Origin of the sequence: Ensifer sp. ZNC0028 (genome assembly GCF_000799055.1) — a bacterium.
Taxonomy (GTDB): Bacteria; Pseudomonadota; Alphaproteobacteria; order Rhizobiales; family Rhizobiaceae; genus Ensifer.
Genome location: NZ_JTLA01000058.1, coordinates 1 through 18,789, shown reverse-complemented (window position 1 = coordinate 18,789; position 18,789 = coordinate 1). Strand labels below are relative to the sequence as shown.

The 18,789-nt window shown below is 63.2% G+C and carries 19 protein-coding genes; 12 read left to right on the top strand and 7 right to left on the bottom strand.

Annotated features, from left to right (window positions below):
- Positions 1-107: 107 nt before the first annotated feature.
- The 3 genes from L981_RS34505 (at position 108) to L981_RS14030 (ending at position 1,470) form a co-directional block, all read left to right on the top strand.
- On the top strand, positions 108-263 hold the full coding sequence (locus L981_RS34505; protein ID WP_089044838.1) for a hypothetical protein: 156 nt from the start codon (positions 108-110) through the stop codon (positions 261-263).
- Between the two features lie 78 nt (positions 264-341).
- Positions 342-770: a hemerythrin domain-containing protein gene (locus L981_RS14035; protein WP_043616917.1), complete on the top strand. Its 429-nt coding sequence runs from the start codon at positions 342-344 to the stop codon at positions 768-770.
- A gap of 10 nt (positions 771-780) precedes the next feature.
- On the top strand, positions 781-1,470 hold the full coding sequence (locus tag L981_RS14030) for an NnrU family protein (protein ID WP_043616915.1): 690 nt from the start codon (positions 781-783) through the stop codon (positions 1,468-1,470).
- A gap of 1 nt (position 1,471) precedes the next feature.
- Here the strand turns inward: L981_RS14030 and L981_RS14025 are convergent, their stop codons facing one another.
- Together L981_RS14025 and L981_RS14020 are read right to left on the bottom strand one after the other, a co-directional pair.
- Positions 1,472-2,062, bottom strand: coding sequence for a UbiX family flavin prenyltransferase (locus tag L981_RS14025; RefSeq protein ID WP_043616913.1), 591 nt, complete (start codon positions 2,060-2,062; stop codon positions 1,472-1,474).
- Positions 2,063-2,066: 4 nt separating this feature from the next.
- Positions 2,067-3,569, bottom strand: coding sequence for a UbiD family decarboxylase (locus L981_RS14020; protein WP_043616911.1), 1,503 nt, complete (start codon positions 3,567-3,569; stop codon positions 2,067-2,069).
- A 115-nt stretch (positions 3,570-3,684) separates the two neighbouring features.
- On the opposite strand from L981_RS14020, the gene L981_RS14015 reads away from it, so the two are divergent.
- Genes L981_RS14015 through L981_RS14005 form a run of 3 tightly spaced genes read left to right on the top strand, consistent with a single transcriptional unit; the run spans position 3,685 to position 6,127 of the window.
- Positions 3,685-4,203 (top strand): SCP2 domain-containing protein, encoded by a 519-nt coding sequence (locus tag L981_RS14015; protein WP_043616909.1) that lies wholly within the window; start codon positions 3,685-3,687, stop codon positions 4,201-4,203.
- Entirely contained in the window at positions 4,194-5,171 is a 978-nt protein-coding gene (locus L981_RS14010; RefSeq protein ID WP_043616908.1) for a peptidase U32 family protein, read from the top strand. The genes L981_RS14015 and L981_RS14010 overlap by 10 nt, the downstream gene beginning before the upstream one ends.
- A gap of 5 nt (positions 5,172-5,176) precedes the next feature.
- On the top strand, positions 5,177-6,127 hold the full coding sequence (locus tag L981_RS14005; RefSeq protein WP_043616907.1) for a U32 family peptidase: 951 nt from the start codon (positions 5,177-5,179) through the stop codon (positions 6,125-6,127).
- Between the two features lie 37 nt (positions 6,128-6,164).
- Here L981_RS14005 and L981_RS14000 read toward each other — a convergent pair whose 3' ends face one another.
- Together L981_RS14000 and L981_RS13995 are read right to left on the bottom strand one after the other, a co-directional pair.
- Positions 6,165-6,776 (bottom strand): NUDIX domain-containing protein, encoded by a 612-nt coding sequence (locus tag L981_RS14000; protein ID WP_043616987.1) that lies wholly within the window; start codon positions 6,774-6,776, stop codon positions 6,165-6,167.
- Between the two features lie 190 nt (positions 6,777-6,966).
- Positions 6,967-7,953: a cyclase family protein gene (locus tag L981_RS13995; RefSeq protein WP_043616985.1), complete on the bottom strand. Its 987-nt coding sequence runs from the start codon at positions 7,951-7,953 to the stop codon at positions 6,967-6,969.
- A 116-nt stretch (positions 7,954-8,069) separates the two neighbouring features.
- On the opposite strand from L981_RS13995, the gene L981_RS13990 reads away from it, so the two are divergent.
- The 6 genes from L981_RS13990 to L981_RS13960 all read left to right on the top strand — a co-directional run bounded on the left by L981_RS13990 (position 8,070) and on the right by L981_RS13960 (position 15,009).
- Entirely contained in the window at positions 8,070-8,966 is an 897-nt protein-coding gene (locus L981_RS13990) for a LysR family transcriptional regulator (RefSeq protein WP_043616906.1), read from the top strand.
- Between the two features lie 242 nt (positions 8,967-9,208).
- Positions 9,209-10,411, top strand: a complete 1,203-nt coding sequence (locus L981_RS13985; protein WP_043616904.1) for an HlyD family secretion protein — start codon at positions 9,209-9,211, stop codon at positions 10,409-10,411.
- A 68-nt stretch (positions 10,412-10,479) separates the two neighbouring features.
- Positions 10,480-12,072: an MDR family MFS transporter gene (locus L981_RS13980; RefSeq protein ID WP_043616982.1), complete on the top strand. Its 1,593-nt coding sequence runs from the start codon at positions 10,480-10,482 to the stop codon at positions 12,070-12,072.
- A gap of 219 nt (positions 12,073-12,291) precedes the next feature.
- A complete protein-coding gene (locus L981_RS13970; protein ID WP_043616900.1) occupies positions 12,292-13,833 on the top strand; it encodes a sensor histidine kinase in 1,542 nt (513 codons plus the stop codon).
- Positions 13,830-14,438, top strand: a complete 609-nt coding sequence (locus tag L981_RS13965) for a response regulator transcription factor (protein WP_043616898.1) — start codon at positions 13,830-13,832, stop codon at positions 14,436-14,438. The genes L981_RS13970 and L981_RS13965 overlap by 4 nt, the downstream gene beginning before the upstream one ends.
- Positions 14,439-14,526: 88 nt before the next feature.
- Complete coding sequence (locus L981_RS13960) at positions 14,527-15,009, top strand: heme-binding protein (RefSeq protein ID WP_043616896.1); 483 nt, start codon at positions 14,527-14,529, stop codon at positions 15,007-15,009.
- A gap of 197 nt (positions 15,010-15,206) precedes the next feature.
- Here L981_RS13960 and L981_RS13955 read toward each other — a convergent pair whose 3' ends face one another.
- From L981_RS13955 to L981_RS35040, 3 genes are all read right to left on the bottom strand, one after another.
- Positions 15,207-17,411 carry a TonB-dependent siderophore receptor gene (locus L981_RS13955; protein WP_043616894.1) on the bottom strand — a complete coding sequence of 735 codons (2,205 nt, stop codon included), beginning with the start codon at positions 17,409-17,411 and terminating at the stop codon, positions 15,207-15,209.
- A 174-nt stretch (positions 17,412-17,585) separates the two neighbouring features.
- On the bottom strand, positions 17,586-18,470 hold the full coding sequence (locus L981_RS13950) for an AraC family transcriptional regulator (protein WP_043616891.1): 885 nt from the start codon (positions 18,468-18,470) through the stop codon (positions 17,586-17,588).
- Positions 18,471-18,586: 116 nt separating this feature from the next.
- Positions 18,587-18,789: hypothetical protein (locus L981_RS35040; RefSeq protein WP_043616249.1), on the bottom strand; the 203-nt coding region annotated here is incomplete at its 5' end.

The following is an 18,789-nucleotide window of genomic DNA, read 5'->3' as shown; positions in this document are numbered from 1 at the left end:
GAAAAAACATCGTTCGAGCTAGGCGCGGGCGCTGACCCTGTCTTTGCGATTGAGCAAAGAAGCGGCCAAGGGGCGGGGCTATTGGCTGACGACAAAGGAGCCTTCCGATGACAGACGCACAGATCGGCCTTTCCGTCGCCACCCCCATCATCATCGTCTTCGCCCTCGTGCTCTATCGCATGGGCGTGCTTCAGCGCGGCGCGACGCTGTCGGCGATCCTCTCCTCCGTTGCTATCGCCATCGTTCTCTTTCTCGATCGCTGATCTGCAAACTTTGAGAAATGTCAAAGAGGATCATTGCCGTCGGGTGTAGTTCGAACCAACACTCAACGGAGCAGATCGATGCAGCAGCAATTTTCAGAACATCACGAGCTGGGGCAGGCTTATCGCGAGCTTTTGTCCCTGTGTGATCGCCTCGAGACGCTTGCCGATTCCATCCCGCGCCGCATCGACCTGACGAGCTGCCGCATGATCATGACGGAGCTGCCGGAAAAGCTCAGGCGCGTCCACGCGCTGGAGGAGATGATCCTGTTTCCAGCGGTCGAAATTCAGCGGGCGGACGGCGGCCGCGACGCCTTGATCGCACGGCTGCGCGCCGAGCATGACCAGGACGATCGGGCAGCCGTCGAACTGGTGCGTGTGCTGAAGGCGGTTCTCGACAACAGGGCATCGCTCAGCTGGGATGCGATCGGCTACATGTTGCGGGGCTTCTTCGAAACGGTTCGCCGCCATGTGGCAACAGAGCGCCTGCTTCTCTGGCGCCATGCGTGAGACAACCGATATGACCTATTTTCTCCTCGCCTTCGCCGTCTTTCTGCTGCTCCATCTGGTGCCGGCCTGGCCGGCCCTGCGCCAAGGGCTGATTGACCGGCTCGGCCGCTCGACCTATTTCGCGGTCTATTCGCTTCTGTCCGTGCTGGCGCTCAGTTCCGTCTTTCACGCGGCGCTTCAGCTCGATTTCATCCCGCTCTGGGAGCCGGCGGCCTGGCAGGCCTGGGTAACCTTCGTGCTGGCGCCACTCGGCATCTTTCTCGTGCTGGCCGGCCTCTTCAGCGAGAACGCACTGTCGATCTCGATCTATCAGGGAAACGAACGGCCGGGCGCCATCGTTGCTATCACCCGTCACCCGGTGCTCTGGGGCTTCCTGCTCTGGGCCGCCGGTCACATCGTGCCCAATGGTGACCTGCGCGCGCTGGTGCTGTTCGGCGGTTTCGCGCTGTTTTCCGTCGGTGGTTTCTTCATGCTCGAAAAGCGTGCCCGCCGACGTTTGGGCGAGAGCTGGCAAGCCGCCTCGAAGGGCACGTCAGTCTGGCCCTTCGCAGCGATCATCCGGGGCGAAACCCGTTTGCGCGCCGATCCCGTGATGATCATCGCCGCCTTTGCCACCGTCGCGATTGCCGCGTGGCTGCTGCTTGGCGGTCACGAGGTCCTGTTCGGCGCTGATCCGCTGCTTCAGGCGACCGTCTTCTAGATCACGATGATGTTTGCTCCTCACCCTGCCAGGCCGAAGCCAGCGGGGTGATCGGCAGCGCCAGCAGGTCAATCGCCCGGGCGGCCAGATGGTCGACGATGGCCTCGACGCTCTCAGGCCGATGATAGAAGGCCGGCACCGGCGGCATGACAATCGCCCCCATTTCGGTGACGGCGCACATGTTGCGCAAGTGACCGAGATGCAGCGGCGTCTCGCGTGCCATCAGCACCAGCCTGCGCCGCTCCTTCAGATGCACGTCGGCTGCACGCACCACGAGGTTATCGGCCATGCCGGCAGAGATCGCAGCAAGTGTGCGCATGGAGCACGGCGCCACGATCATGCCGGCCGTCGAAAACGACCCGCTCGCAATCGTCGCGCCGATATCGGCATGGTCATAGGCCCGGGCGGCCAGACGCAGCAGGTACGAAAGAGCCTCTGTGCCGACCTCGTGTGCGAGTGTGCGATGCGCCGCCGGCGACAGGACCAGATGCAGCTCGACGCTTTCGATTTCGCTGAGCCGCTCGGCGATGCGAACGGCAATCGCCGCACCCGAAGCGCCGGTGACACCAAGGACGATCTTCAACCGGTTCATCGCGTCAGCCTCCAAGCCCGAGATCGGCCCAGATCGCATCGACCTGGCTCTGGATATGCGGCGACATTTCGAGCACCCTTCCCCATTCGCGGTCGGTTTCGCTGCCGATCTTGTTGGTGGCGTCGAGCCCGAGCTTGCCGCCGAGGCCGGAGCGCGGCGAGGCGAAGTCGAGATAGTCGATCGGCGTCCCCTCGATCACGGTCACGTCGCGGCTGGCATCGAAGCGGGTCGCAAGAGCCCACATTACGTCGGACCAGTTGCGCACGTCGATATCCGGGTCGACGGCGATAATCAGCTTGGTGTAGCTGAACTGCGGCAGGACAGACCAAAGCCCCATCATCACACGCTTGGCCTGCCCGGGATAACGCTTGTCGATCGAAACGACCATGGCTCTGTAGGAGCAGGCTTCGGGAGGCAGCCAGAGATCGGATATCTCCGGAAACTGCTTGCGAACGAGCGGCACGAACAGCCTGTTCATCGCCTCTCCGAGCCGCGAAGGCTCGTCCGGCGGTCGGCCGGTATAAGTCGAAAGGTAGAGCGGATTCCGACGCATGGTGATCGCCGACAGACGCATGACCGGGAACGGCTCTATTGAATTATAATAGCCGGTGTGATCGCCATAGGGGCCCTCCTCCGCGGTCTCGCTCGCCGAGACCGTGCCCTCGAGCACGATCTCCGCATTGGCCGGCACCGAAAGCGGCACGGTCTTCGCGTTGACGAGTTGCGTCCTGCCGCGCCGAAGCAGCCCTGCGAAATTCAGTTCGCTCAAGCCGTCGGGCAGCGGCATGACCGCAGAAAGGATCGTCGCCGGATCGGCACCGATGACGACCGCGATCGGCATGTCCTGACCCAGGCGCTGCCACAGGCGATGGTGACGGGCGCCGCCGCGGTGGGCGAGCCAGCGCACGATGGCGCGATCGGGCCCCAGCACCTGCATGCGATAGATCCCGACATTGACATCGAGCGGATCATCCGGCGCGCGCGTGATCACCAGTGGCCAGGTAATCAGCGGCGCCGGCTCGCCCGGCCAGCACCATTGAACCGGTAGGCGCCCAAGGTCGATGTCCTGATCGCGCCAGACGACATCCTGACACAGCGCACGCGTTACCGCTCGCGGCCGCATATACATCGCCGATCGGAGCAGAGGCAGCCGATCCCAGGCGTCGCGCAGCGACTGCGGCGCTCTCGGATCGCGCAGTTCCGCAAGTTCACCCGCAAGCGCATCGAGCCCGCCCGGCGCCAAACCGAAACCACGCTCGATCCGGCGTTCCGACCCGAAGAGATTGGTCAGAAGCGGGATCGGCTGTGCGGCGCCCGTCGCATCGACCGGCCGCTCGAAGAGAAGCGCCGGCCCGTCGGCGGCAAGCACGCGGCGGTGGATTTCGGTCACCTCATGCACCAGCGAAACCGGTCGCGAAATCCGCTTCAAATCGCCTTCGCGCTCGAGCGCGTCGACAAAATCCTGAAGCGTTGCAAAGCCCTTGGACGGGCGAAAGGTCCTGTTCATGGAGCCTGTTTGTGGCGGCGAATGGCCCTTGTCTTTGACGTGGCGCAAACAACGGCCGGCAGCGGGCGACTAGCATGCGTCGCATCGTTCGATTCCGACGCTCCACAGGTAGCAAATGACACTTCCGCTCGCGATCACCGCTCCCCTCAGCTTCGTTCCCATCATCGCCATCGAAAGCGTGGTGCAGCGCGTCTTTGCCCGCGTGATCGAGAGCCATCCGGGCCTCTTCGACCGTCTCGCGGATCATGCAGCCAAGCGCTATGCCTTCCAGCCGTCGGACCTGCCGATCGGCTTCCTTGTCGAACCGGCCGTGCCGCGCATCTCCGTACATCGCAAGGAGCGCGCGCCGGTTTCCGATGCCTGCATGGAAGGCGAACTCGTATTGCTCTTGGCGCTACTCGAGGGCCGCATCGACGGCGACGCCGTGTTCTTCTCGCGCGACCTTGCCGTCAGCGGCGACATGGAGGCAATGCTGGCGTTGCGCAACGCACTCGACGATTGCGAGATCGACCTTCCAAGCGATCTCGCTGAGATGGCCGGACCGCTGGCGCCGCTCGTGCGTCGCGCGGGAGAACAGATCCGCGAGCGCGCGCTTGGCCGTGTTCTCAAGGAGGAGGCTCCCCAATGGAGCTGATCTGCCCCGCCGGCACGCCCGCTGCCTTCCGCGAAGCCGTCGATGCCGGCGCCGACGCGGTCTATTGCGGCTTTCGCGACGAGACGAACGCCCGCAATTTTCCGGGCCTGAACTTCTCCCGTGACGAACTTCGGACGGCCATTGCCTATGCCAAACAGCGCAGGGTGATGACCTTCGTCGCGATCAACACGTTCATGCGCGCCGGCCAGGAGACGCTCTGGCATCAGGCGGTGGATGATGCCGCAGCACTTGGCGCCGATGCCGTCATCCTCGCGGATTTCGGCCTGATGGCCTATACGGTCGAACGCCATCCGCAGCAGCGGCTGCATGTTTCCGTCCAGGCCTCGGCGTCGAACGCCGATGCCGTGCGCTTCCTCGTCGAAGCTTTCGCGGCAAAACGCGTTGTGCTGCCGCGCACGCTGACGATCGCCGACATAGCCCGCCTTGCCAAGCAGATCGATTGCGAGATCGAAGTCTTTGCCTTCGGCGGCCTCTGCGTCATGGCCGAGGGGCGCTGTTCGCTCTCTTCCTACGCTACCGGCAAGTCGCCCAACATGAACGGTGTCTGCTCGCCCGCGAGCCATGTGCGCTATCGTCAGGACGGACGCGAGCTGGTGTCCGAGCTCGGCGACTACACCATCAACCGCTTCCCGGCGGGCGAAGCGGCCGGCTATCCGACGCTCTGCAAGGGCCGTTTCGACATTGCCGAGGAGCGCGGCTACGCCTTCGAGGATCCGGTCTCGCTCGACGTCATGGACCATATCGATGCGCTGCGCGCCGCCGGCGTCAGCGCGCTGAAGATCGAGGGCCGGCAGCGCGGCAAGGCCTATGTCGCCGAGGTCGTCTCGGTCATGCGGGCGGCACTGACCGCCGGCGTCGCCGAGCGACCTGCTTTGGTGTCGCGGCTGAAGGCGCTCAGCGAAGGCCAGAAGACAACGACGGGCGCCTATGAAAAGCGGTGGAGATAGCGGCCATGACCAAATCGACGAGTGCATCCAAACCCGTCTTGAGCCTCGGCCCGGTCTACTATCTCTGGGATGGCCCCAAATGGCGCGACTTCTATTTCCGCATCGCTGACGAAGCGCCGATCGCCCACATCACGATCGGCGAGGCCGTCTGCTCGAAGCGGCTGCATTTCATCGAGCCGCATGTCGCCGAGGTCATCGAGCGGCTGGAGAATGCCGGCAAACAAGTGAGCCTCGCCTCGCTCGCGCTGGTGACGCTGGAACGCGAAAGCCAGCTCGTGCGCGCGCTGGTGCGCGACAGCGCCCATCCAATCGAGGCCAATGACCTGTCCGCACTGCATCTGCTTGCCGGCAGGCCGCATTCGATCGGGCCGCTGGTCAACGTCTATAACGGCGCGACCGCCCGGCTCTTGGCCGCGAGGGGCGCGACGAGCATCTGTCTGCCGCCAGAACTGCCGATGACGTCGGTGCGCGGCATTATCGAGGAAAGTCCGGGGGTCGACTTCGAGGTCTTCGCGTTCGGCCGCGTGCCGCTGGCGATTTCGGCGCGCTGCGCTCATGCCCGCTCCAAGGGGCTGATCAAGGACAATTGCCAGTTCATCTGTGGCGAAGACCCGGATGGCCTGCCCGTCGAGACCCTCGACAGCCAGCCCTTCCTGGCGCTGAACGGCGTCCAGACCATGTCACACACCTGCCAGTCGCTGATGCAGGAACTGCCGGAGCTTACCGCCGCCGGCGTTTCCCGCATTCGGCTGTCGCCGCAGGATTGCGACATGGCAGCCGTGGCGCACATCTTCGACGATGTCATCTCCGGGCGGCGCTCACCGCGTGAGGCACAGGCGGATCTTGCCGACATCTATCCGAACAGACCGTTTTCGAATGGTTTCCACCACGGTCACACGGGAGCGGCCTGGATCTCCGTAGACGCTGGAGCGGCAGCACGCTCGTCGGTCACCTAGCAGTGTTCCGACCGCCGGCTCTGGCGACGCGATCGCCTCAGCCTGCCACTGCAGCAATCGGGGTTGAGCCGGGGAACAGGTTCAAGGCGGCATATTGCAACAGCATGATCGTCTTGCCGTCGCGAATGGCGCCAGAGCTGATCATGGCAAGCGCTTGATCGATGCCGATTTCAAGGACGGCGATATCCTCTCCTTCGTCTTCATTGCCGCCACCTTGCGACGTGCGGTCGCCGGGCTGATACTCGCCGACGAAGAAATGCAGGCGCTCCGTCACCGATCCGGGGCTCATGAAGGCGTCGAAAACCGGTCGCACGTCGCGCACGCGAAAGCCCGTCTCCTCCTCCGTTTCCGCGCGGATGCGCGCTTCCGGTTCGGCATTGTCGAGCAGTCCCGCCGGCGCCTCGACGAGCAGATCGTCGTGGCCGTTGACGAAGGCCGGATAGCGAAACTGCCGGGTCAGGATCACGGTGCGGCGGACCGGATCGTAGAGCAGGATCGTCGCGCCGTTGCCGCGATCGTAGGTCTCCCGTGACTGCCGCTGCCAGCTCCCGTCGCCACGCAGAAAGGAAAAGGTGGTCTTCTTCAGGACGTACCAATCATCCGAGAGAATGGTGACGTCTTCCACTTGAATCCGGTGTGCAATGCTCATCCTGCCCTCCATGACAAGGTTGTCGTTCGGCCGGGCAATTTCGTGCATTGTCGTGCAATGTCAAGATTTATCATGCATCGACATCGCCGTGCGACAGGTACTTCGGTGGCGCTTGTTTCAGGAATGGCGATTGCCGCGGGACCGAGCCCGCGGCACTCGTGTCAGCGGATTATGACCTAACGGCATCCGCCTATCGCAACGGGAAGGCGACCGGCCGGATTGGGGCTGCATCCGCGCCGCGGAACTTCAGCGACGCGCCGACAAAGGCGAACTCGTAGACCCGGTCCCTGGACAGTTGTTCGAGATTGATGAGCTCGATGATCGGGGCGCCTTGCTGCGCAAGCAGGTAGGTGTGAACGGGAATGTAGTTGTTTTCGGTTTCGGCCGGGAAGGCTTCGAAGCTCAAGTTGTCGGCACCCACCACCATCGCGCCGCCTTCCTCGACGAGGAACTTTGCCGCGTCGATGCCGAGTCCCGGAGGGTTGCTCATATAGGCGGATTTGTTTTCGTAGTTCTGCATCCGCCCCGTGCGGATCAAGGCGACATCGCCCTCCGCCAGCGTCACGCCCTGACTTTTCAGCGCTTCTTCGAGATCCTTGCGGGTGATCCGGTAGTTGTCGGGCAGCATCTGCATGCCCTTGGCGGCCGCAACGTCGATCATCACGCCGCGCGCGACGATCGGCGGCAGTTTTTCGGCGCCGGTGACGGTCCAGCCCTGGTCCCCGAGGTGGTCGGCGGCGGCATAGCCGTTCCAGATCTTGCCGTTCAGGCCAAAGTGATTGAGCGCGTCGATGTGCGTGCCCATATGCGCATACATCGACACCGCAGAGCCGCTGTAGCTGACATGCGTGTTCATCTCCTTGCCGACCTTCATCGGATCGGAGACCAGGGTGCCATTCGGCGTGTGCGTCATCCACATCTGATAGGGCGGGTCGCCAGCTGCCTCCCAGCTGGGCATGCCGATGAAATACTCGACCGCGAGGTCGTAGGACTTGCTCCCTTCGATCCGCGACAGAATGGCAGCGCGGGTTTCCGGGGTAATCAGGTTGAGCCGACCAATCTCGTCCTTCGGCCCCCACGGGCTCTTGCCGACCTCCTGCGCGAAGGCCGTGCCGCCAAAAAGGCCGGCGACGAGAGAAGCGACCATGAGACGCTCCAGGGCTGTGGTGTTGAACATGATGAACTCCTTCTTCTGGTCTTCCCGCGACATCAGGAAGCTGGGTTCACCTTATTGCTGGCGCTAGCGCGAATAATCAGCGATGAATGGAAAACATAATTCACTCTGGAGAAAATATGGACCTGTTGGCTGCCATGCGTTCGTTCCGACGCGTCATAGAGCTTCAGAGCTTCAACAAGGCGGCCGAAGAACTCGGACAATCGAACGCCTCGATCAGCAAGCAGGTCCGGCAACTGGAAGAGCGCCTGGGGGCTGTGCTCATCGTGCGCACGACCCGGCGGATGAGCCTGTCGGAAAACGGGCGCGCCTACTTTTCCGAATGCTGCCGGCTCCTGGACGAGCTCGACCATCTGGAGCGCACCACGTCCGGCGAAGCTGGCGAAATCAACGGCCGGCTGCGGCTCAATGCGCCGCTGTCCTTCGGCCTGACGGTGCTTGCGCCGATGCTCGCGCGCTTCATGGCGCTGCATCCGCAGCTGAAAGTGGACATGACGCTCGACGACCACGTGCTCGACGTCGTTTCGGAAGGCTTCGACGTTTCCATCCGGGTGCGCGCGACGTTGACGGATTCGTCGCTGATCGCCCGGCGGCTCGGCGACATCGGCCAAGTTATCTGTGCCGCCCCGTCGTATCTCGCGGACAACGGCACGCCTACAACCGTTGGCGACCTCAAGAGCCACCATTGCCTGACCTATCGCCTGGCCGACCAACCCGGCAGCTGGCGGCTGGAAGGGCCTGACGGCGCCGTCATGATCGACCTGCCCGCGCGTTTCGTCGCCGACAACAGCCTGATGCTCAGCGAAATGATCCAGGCCGGCATCGGCATTGGCGTGTTGCCCTCCTTCATCGCGAAGCCCTTGCTCGCCGAGGGCAAGCTCTGCCAGCTCCTGCCCGGCCACAGGCTCGCCGAGCGCGGCATCTACGTGGTCTATCCCACCAATCGGCTGTTGCTGCCCAAGGTGAAGGTCTTCACCGAGTTTCTTGCGAGCGAGATGCGACAGGCCGGGCTTTAGGGGCCTGGCCTGTCGTTGCCTCGGAAACTCGGTTGCGCAGCATGGGCGCCCAGCAGGCACCCTCGATCCCGAACGCCTCATAATCATGTTACCTGGGTGACAGCCCAGCTTATGGAACATGCAAACTTTCCAAATTCGTTTGACAGTAAATGGCGGCGCGAATATTTTAGAAAGCATATAGTTTCGTTATTTGGCCAGCCGTTCAATTCGACGCGCGCCACACCGGTGAAAGGAACCGGAAAATGAGCCAGCAGTCATTCAGCATCGAAAATGCCCAGCCCGTGGAAACGATGGAGGCCGTGCCCGGCATGGAGGCACAGCGGACGCTCACAGCCAACCCGACCGCGGCAGCCACAAACGCCGCGGGAACCCGTAAGCGCTGGCTTCGCAATCTGCTTTTCGCCTCCGTCGCCATCGCCGCTGTTGCCGGCGGGGTCGATTTCGGTTGGGCCTACTGGGCGACGGGTCGCTTCGAAGTGGCGACAGACGACGCCTATGTGAAGGCCGACAGCACGACGATTGCCCCGAAGGTCTCGGGCCATGTCGCTGAGGTCCTGGTCACCGACAACCAGCAGGTCAAGGCCGGACAGGTTCTCGCCCGCATCGACGACCGCGACTTCAGGGTCAGCCTCGAACAGGCCAAGGCCGGGGTCGAAGCCGCGGAGGCCAACATCGCAAACAAGCAGTCGGCGCTCGTCGCGCAGCAATCCGCGATCGATTCGGCCAAGGCGACGGTCGAGGCCGACAAGGCCGACCAGACTTTCGCCGAACAGGACGACCAGCGCTACTCGGAACTCGCAAGGCAAGGGTTCGGCACATTGCAGAACGCGCAACAGGCGGCCTCACGCATTGCCGCCGCAAGGGCCGCGGTGACGCGCGACACGGCAGCGCTCACAAGCGCGGTCAAGCAGCTCGACGTCATTAAGGCCGAGGTCGCGCAGGCAAAGGCCGCGCTCGACAGCGCGAAGGCGGCTGAGCACCAAGCCGAGCTCAATCTCTCCTACACCGCGCTCGCAGCGCCCATCGACGGCGTGATCGGCAACCGCACCTTGCGCGTCGGCCAATATGTGCAAGCCGGAACGCAGCTCATGGCAGTCGTGCCGACCCATACCGCCTACATCGTCGCCAACTACAAGGAAACACAGCTCGCCGGCGTCGCTCCCGGGCAGACTGTCGCGATCGAGGTGGACACGTTCCCCGGCCAGGTTTTCGAGGGCCACGTCGACAGCATCTCGCCGGCAAGCGGCCAGGAATTCGCACTGCTGCCGCCGGACAATGCGACGGGCAACTTCACCAAGGTGGTGCAACGCATCCCTGTCAAGATCGTGCTCGACCGCGACAGTCCGCTCGACGTGGTGCTGCGTCCGGGCATGTCCGTCTACCCGACGATCGACACCAGAACCGCAGGAACAGCGGTGGCCGCCGTGTCGGCAAACACAAATTAAGGGCGCTCAAACGCAGGTCCCAGCCCCAAGGCTGGCCGGAGGATGCGATGTCCACCACCACGATGCCCATGGTTTCGCCCGGCGTGCGGGAACCCACAGCGACGTCACCCGACAAGGCGAGCACGACGGCCTGGATCGCCGTTCTTGCCGGCCTGATCGGCGCCTTCATGGCGATCCTCAACATCCAGATCACCAACGCCTCCTTGCTCGATATCGAAGGCGGCATCGGGACCGGCGTCGACAACGGCGCCTGGATATCGACCTCCTATCTCATCGGCGAAATCGTCGTGATCCCGCTCACGGACTATTTGAGCCGCGTCTTCTCGTTCCGGCGCTACATGTTGGCAAACGCGATCCTGTTTCCGCTGTTTTCGGCAGCCTGTGCCTTTGCCCATGATCTTGGCTCGATGATCGCGCTGCGCGGTCTGCAGGGTTTTGCCGGCGGCGTGCTCATTCCAATGGCCTTCACCATGGTGCTGACCCGGCTCCCCAAGGCGCAGCAGCCGTTCGGGCTGGCGCTGTTTGCGCTCTCGGTCACCTTCGCCCCGGCGATCGGCCCGACGATCGGCGGCTACCTTACCGAGAATTACGGCTGGCAGTCGATCTTCTTCGTCAACGCTCCACCGAGCCTGATCATGGTGATCGCGCTCTATTTCACCCTCGAGAAGAAGCCGATGCAATTGTCCCTGCTCAAGCAGGGCGATTGGGCCGGGATCGCCACCATGGCTATCGGCCTTTCGGCACTGCAGACTGTTCTTGAGGAAGGCAACAAGGACGACTGGTTCCAGTCGCCGTTCATCGTGAAGCTCGCTTTGACGGCGGCCGTGTTCCTGATCGCCTTCATCGTTATCGAACTCAAGGTCGAAAAGCCGCTCGTACAGCTGCGCCTGCTCAAGCAGCGCAATTTCGGGGTTGGCGTTCTCGTCAACGTACTTGTCGGCGTCGCCCTATTCGGCACGGTTTACATCCTGCCGCAGTATCTCGGCCAGGTGCAGCACTACAATGCCGAGCAGATCGGCCTCGTGCTTGCCTGGACCGGACTGCCGCAGCTTCTCATCATCCCGTTCGTACCGGCGCTGATGAAGCGCTTCGACGCACGCTACATCGGCTTCGTCGGGATCAGCATCTTCGCGGCCAGCTGTTTCATGAACACGACGCTGTCGCTCGACAGCGCCGGCGACCAGTTCTTCATTCCGAACATCGTGCGCGCCATCGGGCAGGCGCTGGTGTTGACCCCCATCACGGTGATCACCACGGCCCGTATCGCTCCAAGCGACGCGGCCGCCGCCTCTGGCCTGTCGAACATGCTGCGCAATCTCGGCGGCGCCATTGGCACGGCAACGCTGGCGACGGTGCTGACCAAGCGTGAGCAGTTCCACTCGAACATCATCGGCCAGTCCGTGACCGTCTACCGCGACGAAGTCCGCGACCGGATCGGCGATCTAACCCGGCACTTCATGACGCACGGCGTCACCGACGCCGCCGTCGCACAGCAAAAGGCGATCGCCGCGATCGCCGCCACGGTTCGCCGGCAGGCGCTCATCCTCGGGTTCAGTGATACTTTCGCGGTGATCGGGATCGTGCTGGCGCTCGCAGCCGTCGCGCTGCTCTTCACCCGCAAGATCCAACTCGGCGGCGCCGGTGCAGGTGGAGCACACTAAGTCGAAGGCGGAGAAAGAGGGACGGCAGCCGGACGATCAACCGGCACAGCGAGGCCGCGCAGACCCTCAGGCGAAACTTGTGGTCGCGCGAGAGATGGGCTGAAGCGAGCGGCTGGATTTTCTGTTGTTGCGGTCGTATTTTCTCGGCCGATGCTGTGCTCAGCCGGACAACAAAAGAGCAGGCTGCGCAAGCAAGCCTGCAAATGACAAGAATGATCGATGCTACCGAACAGTCGTCCGTTGCTTGACCGGCCCTTTTACCTTGTTGCTCTCTGGTGTCTTATCCTGCTGGTCGGGGCGGCAGCCCTTGGCACCCGCGAGCGGCAGGCGCTGGTTGCCGAACTGGAGCGGGAAAGCACCGTGCTCCATGGCCTGGCCTCCCAGCGCGCCGATCAGCACGACGCCCACCTGACGGCGCTTTCGGCCGTGGCGGTTGCGTCAGAGGGGCGCAGGCACGACCTCTTCCTCGATGTCGCCCGCACCATCACCCGCTTCTACCCGCGCATCGACGAAGTCCAGCTCGTCTCGCTCGATCCGGCAACAGAGACCATCGGGACCGGTCCGCTCGACGCAGCGACGGCCGAGCGCATTCGCGCTGCGGCCAAGGCTTCCAACGGCCGGATTGCTCTTCTTCCCCATCCGCAGCGCCCCGATCATTACATGATGGTCAAGCGCAGCCCCAACACAAACGAAGCCCGCTACGGGCTGATGCTTGCGATTGACGCCGGCAAGCTGATCGGCGATGGCGGGCCGTTCTGGTCCCGGCCGAGCACCGCCGTCCGGCTTTCACTGCCCGACGGCCACAGCCTGCTTCAGCCGGCGGCACTCCCCGATGCCATCCGCTTTTCCAGGCCGCTCAGCAGCGCGTCGCAACCGCTCGTACTCGAAACCGGCATGGATATCGGCCTCTCCGATATGTTTCCGCCGGTCCAGACGGGTCTGACCCTCGTTGCCCTCACGCTGGCCTATCTCGCCGGATTGGCCGCCTTGCGCCAACGGGCAAGGACCCGCATGGCGGAACAGCAGGCGCGGCTGAGCGCGCTCGATTCACGGCTCAGCCACGCCTCGCGCGTCAACGCGCTTGGAGAGATGGCAAGCGGCATGGCCCACGAACTGACCCAGCCCCTGACCGCGATCCTCGCCCAGGCGCAGGCCGGGCGCCGCCTGCTCAACCAGGGAAACCACGCAGCCCTCGCCTCTGTGCTCGACGATACCGTCAGCCAGGCGCGCCGGGCCTCCGGCATTCTGGAGCGGTTCCGCAACTGGTCGCAGCCGCACGCGACGCCGGTGACGACGTTTGACCTGCGCCGGGCGCTTGGCAATGTCGAGGCGCTGTTGGAGCAGGACGCCCGGTCGCGGCAGATCCAACTTGAGTTCCGCTTTCCGGAAGCGCCCGTAATCGTGAGTGGCGATCCCGTTGAAATCGAGCAGGTCGCCTTCAATCTGGTGCGCAATGCAATGGAAGCGCTCGACGGCCATGCGGGCGAAACGCCCCGCGTCGTCGTAACCTTGACGCAGGAAGGCACCGGGGTGGTCTTCGATGTCGTGGACAATGGTCCGGGCATTCCCGAAGCGCTGCGCCCGCGCCTGTTCACCCCGTTCATGACGACGCGGGCGGGCGGCACGGGGCTTGGCCTCGCCCTCAGCCAACGCCTGGTGGAACGCGCCGGCGGCGAGATCGCGTTGGTGACCGGCGACGAGGGTGCAACCTTCCGGGTGACACTGCCCAAAGCGCGGGCGCGACAGGAAGAGACACAATGACCGTTCCCGTCTATCTCGTCGACGACGACGATGCGGTCCGCCGCGCGCTAAGCCTGCTGCTCTCGACGGTCGGCATCAGGGTCATCCCCTTCGGCGATCCGCAGGCTTTTCTCGGGCAATTGTCGCGCCTAGAGCCGGGCTGCCTGATCCTTGACATCCGCATGCCGGCGATCTCCGGACTGAAGCTGCAGGAAAAGCTCCGTGAAAGTGGCGTCGACTGGCCGACGATCGTCATTTCCGGCCATGGCGATATCGAGGCCTGCCGGCGCGCCTTCCGCAATGGTGCCATCGACTTTCTCTCCAAGCCCATCGACGAGCAGGACCTGATCGACGCGATCCACAAGGGGCAGGAAATGCTGGTACGCACCCTGCAGGCGCGGGCGGAAAAGGCGGAAACGCTTGCCCTCTTGGCGGCACTCACGCAGCGCGAGCGCGAGGTTCTCGACCGCATTGCGGCAGGCTTCACCACCCGCCAGATCGCCGAGGGGCTCGGCCTGTCGCCGCGAACAGTGGAAAGCCATCGCGCCGCGATCGGCGCCAAGCTCGGCAGCACCTCGCAGGCGGAGATGACCCGCATCTGGCTCGAAGGGACGCAAACTCCGTAGAACTACGGATGGTGACGGAAGAGCTACGAATACCGACGGGCAGCGTTCCGCAATAACCTTTCCATATCAACAGGAAAGGAACCCATTGATGATCCGCAATATCGTGCTTGCAGCCGCTCTTCTCGCTCCCGTTGCCGCCACCGCGCAGGAGCTTCCGACCGCTGCCTACCTGCCGCTCGACATGGCCGTCAAGGCTGCCGACGTGGCACTGAAGGCATGCGCCGCAGAAGGCCACAATGTCAGCGTCGCGGTCGTTGCACGTGACGGTTCGACCAAGGTTCTGCTGAAGGCCGACAATGCCGGCCCGCATACCGGAAACAGCGCCCAGGGCAAGGCTTTCACCTCGGCGGCCATGGGTCGCGACACGGCTGGCCTCGGCGAGTTCATTGCTTCGAAGCCCGCCAACGAAGGCCTTCGCGACATGGACGCGCGCATGGTCATCCAGGCCGGCGGCGTGCCGATCAAGTTCGGCAAGGCGCTCGTCGGCGGCATCGGTGTCGGCGGCGCGCCGTCGGGCGATGTTGACGCAAACTGCGCAACCGCGGGCCTTGCTGCAATCGGCGCGAAGTAATTTGCTCCAAGGGAGGCTCCCGCCCTTGAAAAGGCGTGAGGTCTCTCCATCTAAAGGCCACTACCCGTTTCGAGTGCTCTCAGTCGTCGGCGCCTTTGGCGTGCGATAGCGGCACTCCGGGTTGAAAACAGGGCGCTCCCCGACACGGGTAGAGCGCCCTGTTTGCTTTTGGCAGATCGTCGATCAGCCGACCGGTCTCACCAGGTCTTGCTGAGCTTCAACGTGACCGTGCGCGCATCGCCATATCCGCAGACAAGCAGGCCGCTGCAGCCGCTGACATAGTCCTTGTCGAACAGGTTGGTCACATTGAGGGCAGCACCCCAGCCATCTTTCTCGTAGCGCAGGGCTGCATCGAAGACCGCCGATGCCGGCACCTTCTTGGTGTTTTCCTTGTCCGCCCAACTCTCGCCGCGATAGCGCACGCCGGCGCCGAGGCTGAGGCCTTCCAGCGCGCCCTGCTGCACCGTGTAGTCGAGCCACAGCGAGGCCTGTGTATCGGGCGCTAAATAGGGCGCCTTGCCGATCAGCGCCCGGTTTGCGTCCTCGGTCACCTCGATATCCATGAAATCGAGACCTGCAATCAGCTTCCAGCTTTCGTCAAGATTGACCTTGCCTTCGAACTCGATGCCGCGGGAACGGACTTCACCGGTCTGGGTGGAGATGCTGGTCAGCGGGTCGGTGACGAGAGCGTTGCGCTTGGTCAGCTGGTAGATGGACGCCGTCAGCACGCCGTCAAAGAAGGTCGGTTCGTACTTGATCCCGGCTTCGAACTGCTCGCCCTCTTCCGGCTTTGTGTTGCCGGTCGCCGTTACCGCCACGACCGGATTGAAGAAGGTCGCGGCGCTAACGTAGGGGGTGAGGCCATTGTCGAATTCATAGGCAAGTCCGGCGCGGCCGCTGAGCGCGCCTTCGCTGTAGTCGAAGCTCGAATTCTGGGTCGGCACCCAGAAGGTCGGTCCATTGTCGGTTTTGGTGTCGACATAGTCGTAGCGGCCGTTAAGCGTCACGAGCCAGCCATCGCCGAAGCGGATCTGGTCTTGCGCGTAAACGCCGAGCTGCTGCTGCGTGATCACCTGGTTGATGTAGATGGCGTTGGCCGGCTGCGGCGCGCCATAGACCGGATCGGTGGCGCTGATCGGCGTTCCCGCCGACGACGCCTGGACGTGGTCCAGCCGGAAGAACTTGTAGTCGAGACCAACGAGGACTGTATGTTCAAGCGCTCCCGTCTCGAACTCGCCTTCAAGCCGGTTGTCGACGGCAAACGTATCCACCTTCGAGGTCGCCTCGAAGCCAAGGCGATAAAGCAGATTGCCCGGGGTCGCCGGCGTGTTCGAAACCGGGAAGGGAAGGCTCGGATCGTAGTAGCCGTAGGTGTAAGGCCCGTTTTCGTGCTTGTAGAGATGGCCGTAGCGCAGGTTCTGGCTGAACTGCCAGCCGCTGTCGAACTCGTGCTTGAATTCGTAGCCGAGCATCTGCTGCACGTAGGTTCCGGTATCGATGTCCGGTTCACCGAAGAAGGCCTTGCGATCGATCTTGCCGAAGGATGCGTCGACGACGGAGCCGTTATAGGGCAGGAAGCCGCCGCCGGTATGGACCTGATCGAGGCCCTGCAGCAGGCCGTAGACGGTCAGGCTGGTCGCATCGTCGGGCTCGTAGGTGATCTGCGGCAGAATGAAGCCGCGCAGATCCTCCGAGTGGTCGACATAGTTGTTGCCGCCGGAAACCTTGCCGGTGACGCGGTAGTTGATCGCGTCGTCCAGCTGCCGGTTCACGTCGATGCCGAGAAAGGCATTGCCGTTGTTGTTGATGCCGGTCTCGACATAGGTCGAGTTCTCCGCCTGCGGCCGCTTGCTGATGAGGCTGATGATGCCGCCCGGGTTGGCGCCGCCATAGAGCACGGAGGCCGGACCTTTGAGCACCTCGACACGCTCCAGCATGAACGGATCGATCTGGAACCCTCCGAAACCGTAGGAGAAAAGGTTGAGACCGTCGAGGAAAACGCCGGTCTGCGTCGCGTCGAAGCCGCGGATGTAGAACCAGTCGGTATCCGGATCGACGCCGAAGGGCTCGGCCATCACGCCCGGCGTGTAACGCAACGCCTCGTCGACCTTGTTGACGACGCCGCGGTCGTCAAGCTCCTCACGTCCGATGACGGAAACGCTCTGCGGGATTTCGGCGATCGGCGTTGCGGATTTCGAGCCGGTCGTCGTTGCCTTGGCGACGTAACCGTCGACCGGACCGGTCGCATCGCTCTCCGTCCTGGCGCTGGTCGCCTCGATCGTTTCCAACCTCGTCGCCGGTGCATCCTGCGCGATAGCTGCGCCCGCTGCCAGAACCGCAACGGCGGCGACCCCGCTTGCCAGCCATTCCGTCAGCCGTATTGCCTTGCCTCTTACCATCATCTGTCTGTCGTCTCACCCGATCGACCGCAGAGCCTTTCCAGGCGACGCGGCGTACACCCTCTAATAAGATGAGTGTTTATATCAACTATTCGGGCAACTCTTGTCGCGATCGGCGGAAATTGAACGTTCCTGGGCTCTTTACTGCGAACAACTGCTTTGGAAGATGGCACTTGCTCAGGCCGTTCGGTTGCGCTTCCACGCTGCCGGCGTGGCACCTACGACTTTGCGGAACACCCGGGTGAAGTGCGCCTGATCGGAGAAGCCGGTCTCGGCCGCAACCGTCGTCAACGACGCCTCGTTCTTCAGCAACAATTCCTTGGCTCGTTCGACCCGTGCATTGGTCTGCCACTGGTGCGGCGCCATGCCGGTCGACGCCTTGAACGCATGGCTGAAATGCGACTGCGACAGTCCGGCGAGAGACGCCAATTCCTCCAGGCGGATGTTGCGCCCCCAGTTCTCTTCGATGTACTCGACCGCACGGCGAAGCTGCCAGGCCGCAAGCGGGCTGCGTTTGCGGCCATCGTTGCGGTTGAGTTTCATCAGGTCGATGAACAGGGCGACCGTGAGGCCATCGCCGTAGAGATCGTGCAAAGGCTGCGGATTGACGCATTCGGCGGCGATCAATTGCGCGAGTTGCAGAAAGCGCTCGTCATGAAACATCAGCCGCGGTGTGTCGCAACGGCCGGCATCGAGATCTTCCGCCAGGCGCCGGCTGAGGACATCGAGATTGAAATGCAAATCGAGGTGGCGGATGCGCCTGACATCGACCATGTCGGCCCAGATTTCCATACCCGCTGGAATATAGGAAAGCGCCTGCTGGTGCGCGTTCTCAACCGCGCCGCGCCCGTCGGGCGAAAGTCTGACATTGCAGCGGCTACCACCCTCGGCGTCGAGCACGATGAACATGCGCGGATCATCCGAGAAATAGTGGCCACCTGCCCCCGCCTCGCACTCGACGTCCCAGACATCGGCGATGATGCCGTTCCACTCCCGCCGATTGAGCCCGCCGATCACCTTGAACCCGGAAATCTTGTTCTGCATCCGCGGTTGAAACGACATCCAGGCGTATCCAATGCTCTAGGGACGAGGCGACGCCTCCGGCTAATTCCTTCCTCTATTACTCATCTTTAATGTTTTGCGGAAGCCCCGTCGATAAGGCGACGGGGCTTCCGCCGTCAGAACCGGACGCGCGCACCGACTTTGGCGCCGGCGGCTTGCGAACCGTCGCCCTCGATGTTGAACAGCAACGAGAAGTCGAGGTCCCAGTTGTCGTTATTGGAAAGGGCAAGCCCGGCCGAGACCCGGCCAAACAGGCCTTCGCCATCGAGCGAAGCAAAGCCGACATCGGCGCCGATCGTCGGCGACAGGATCAGGCCGT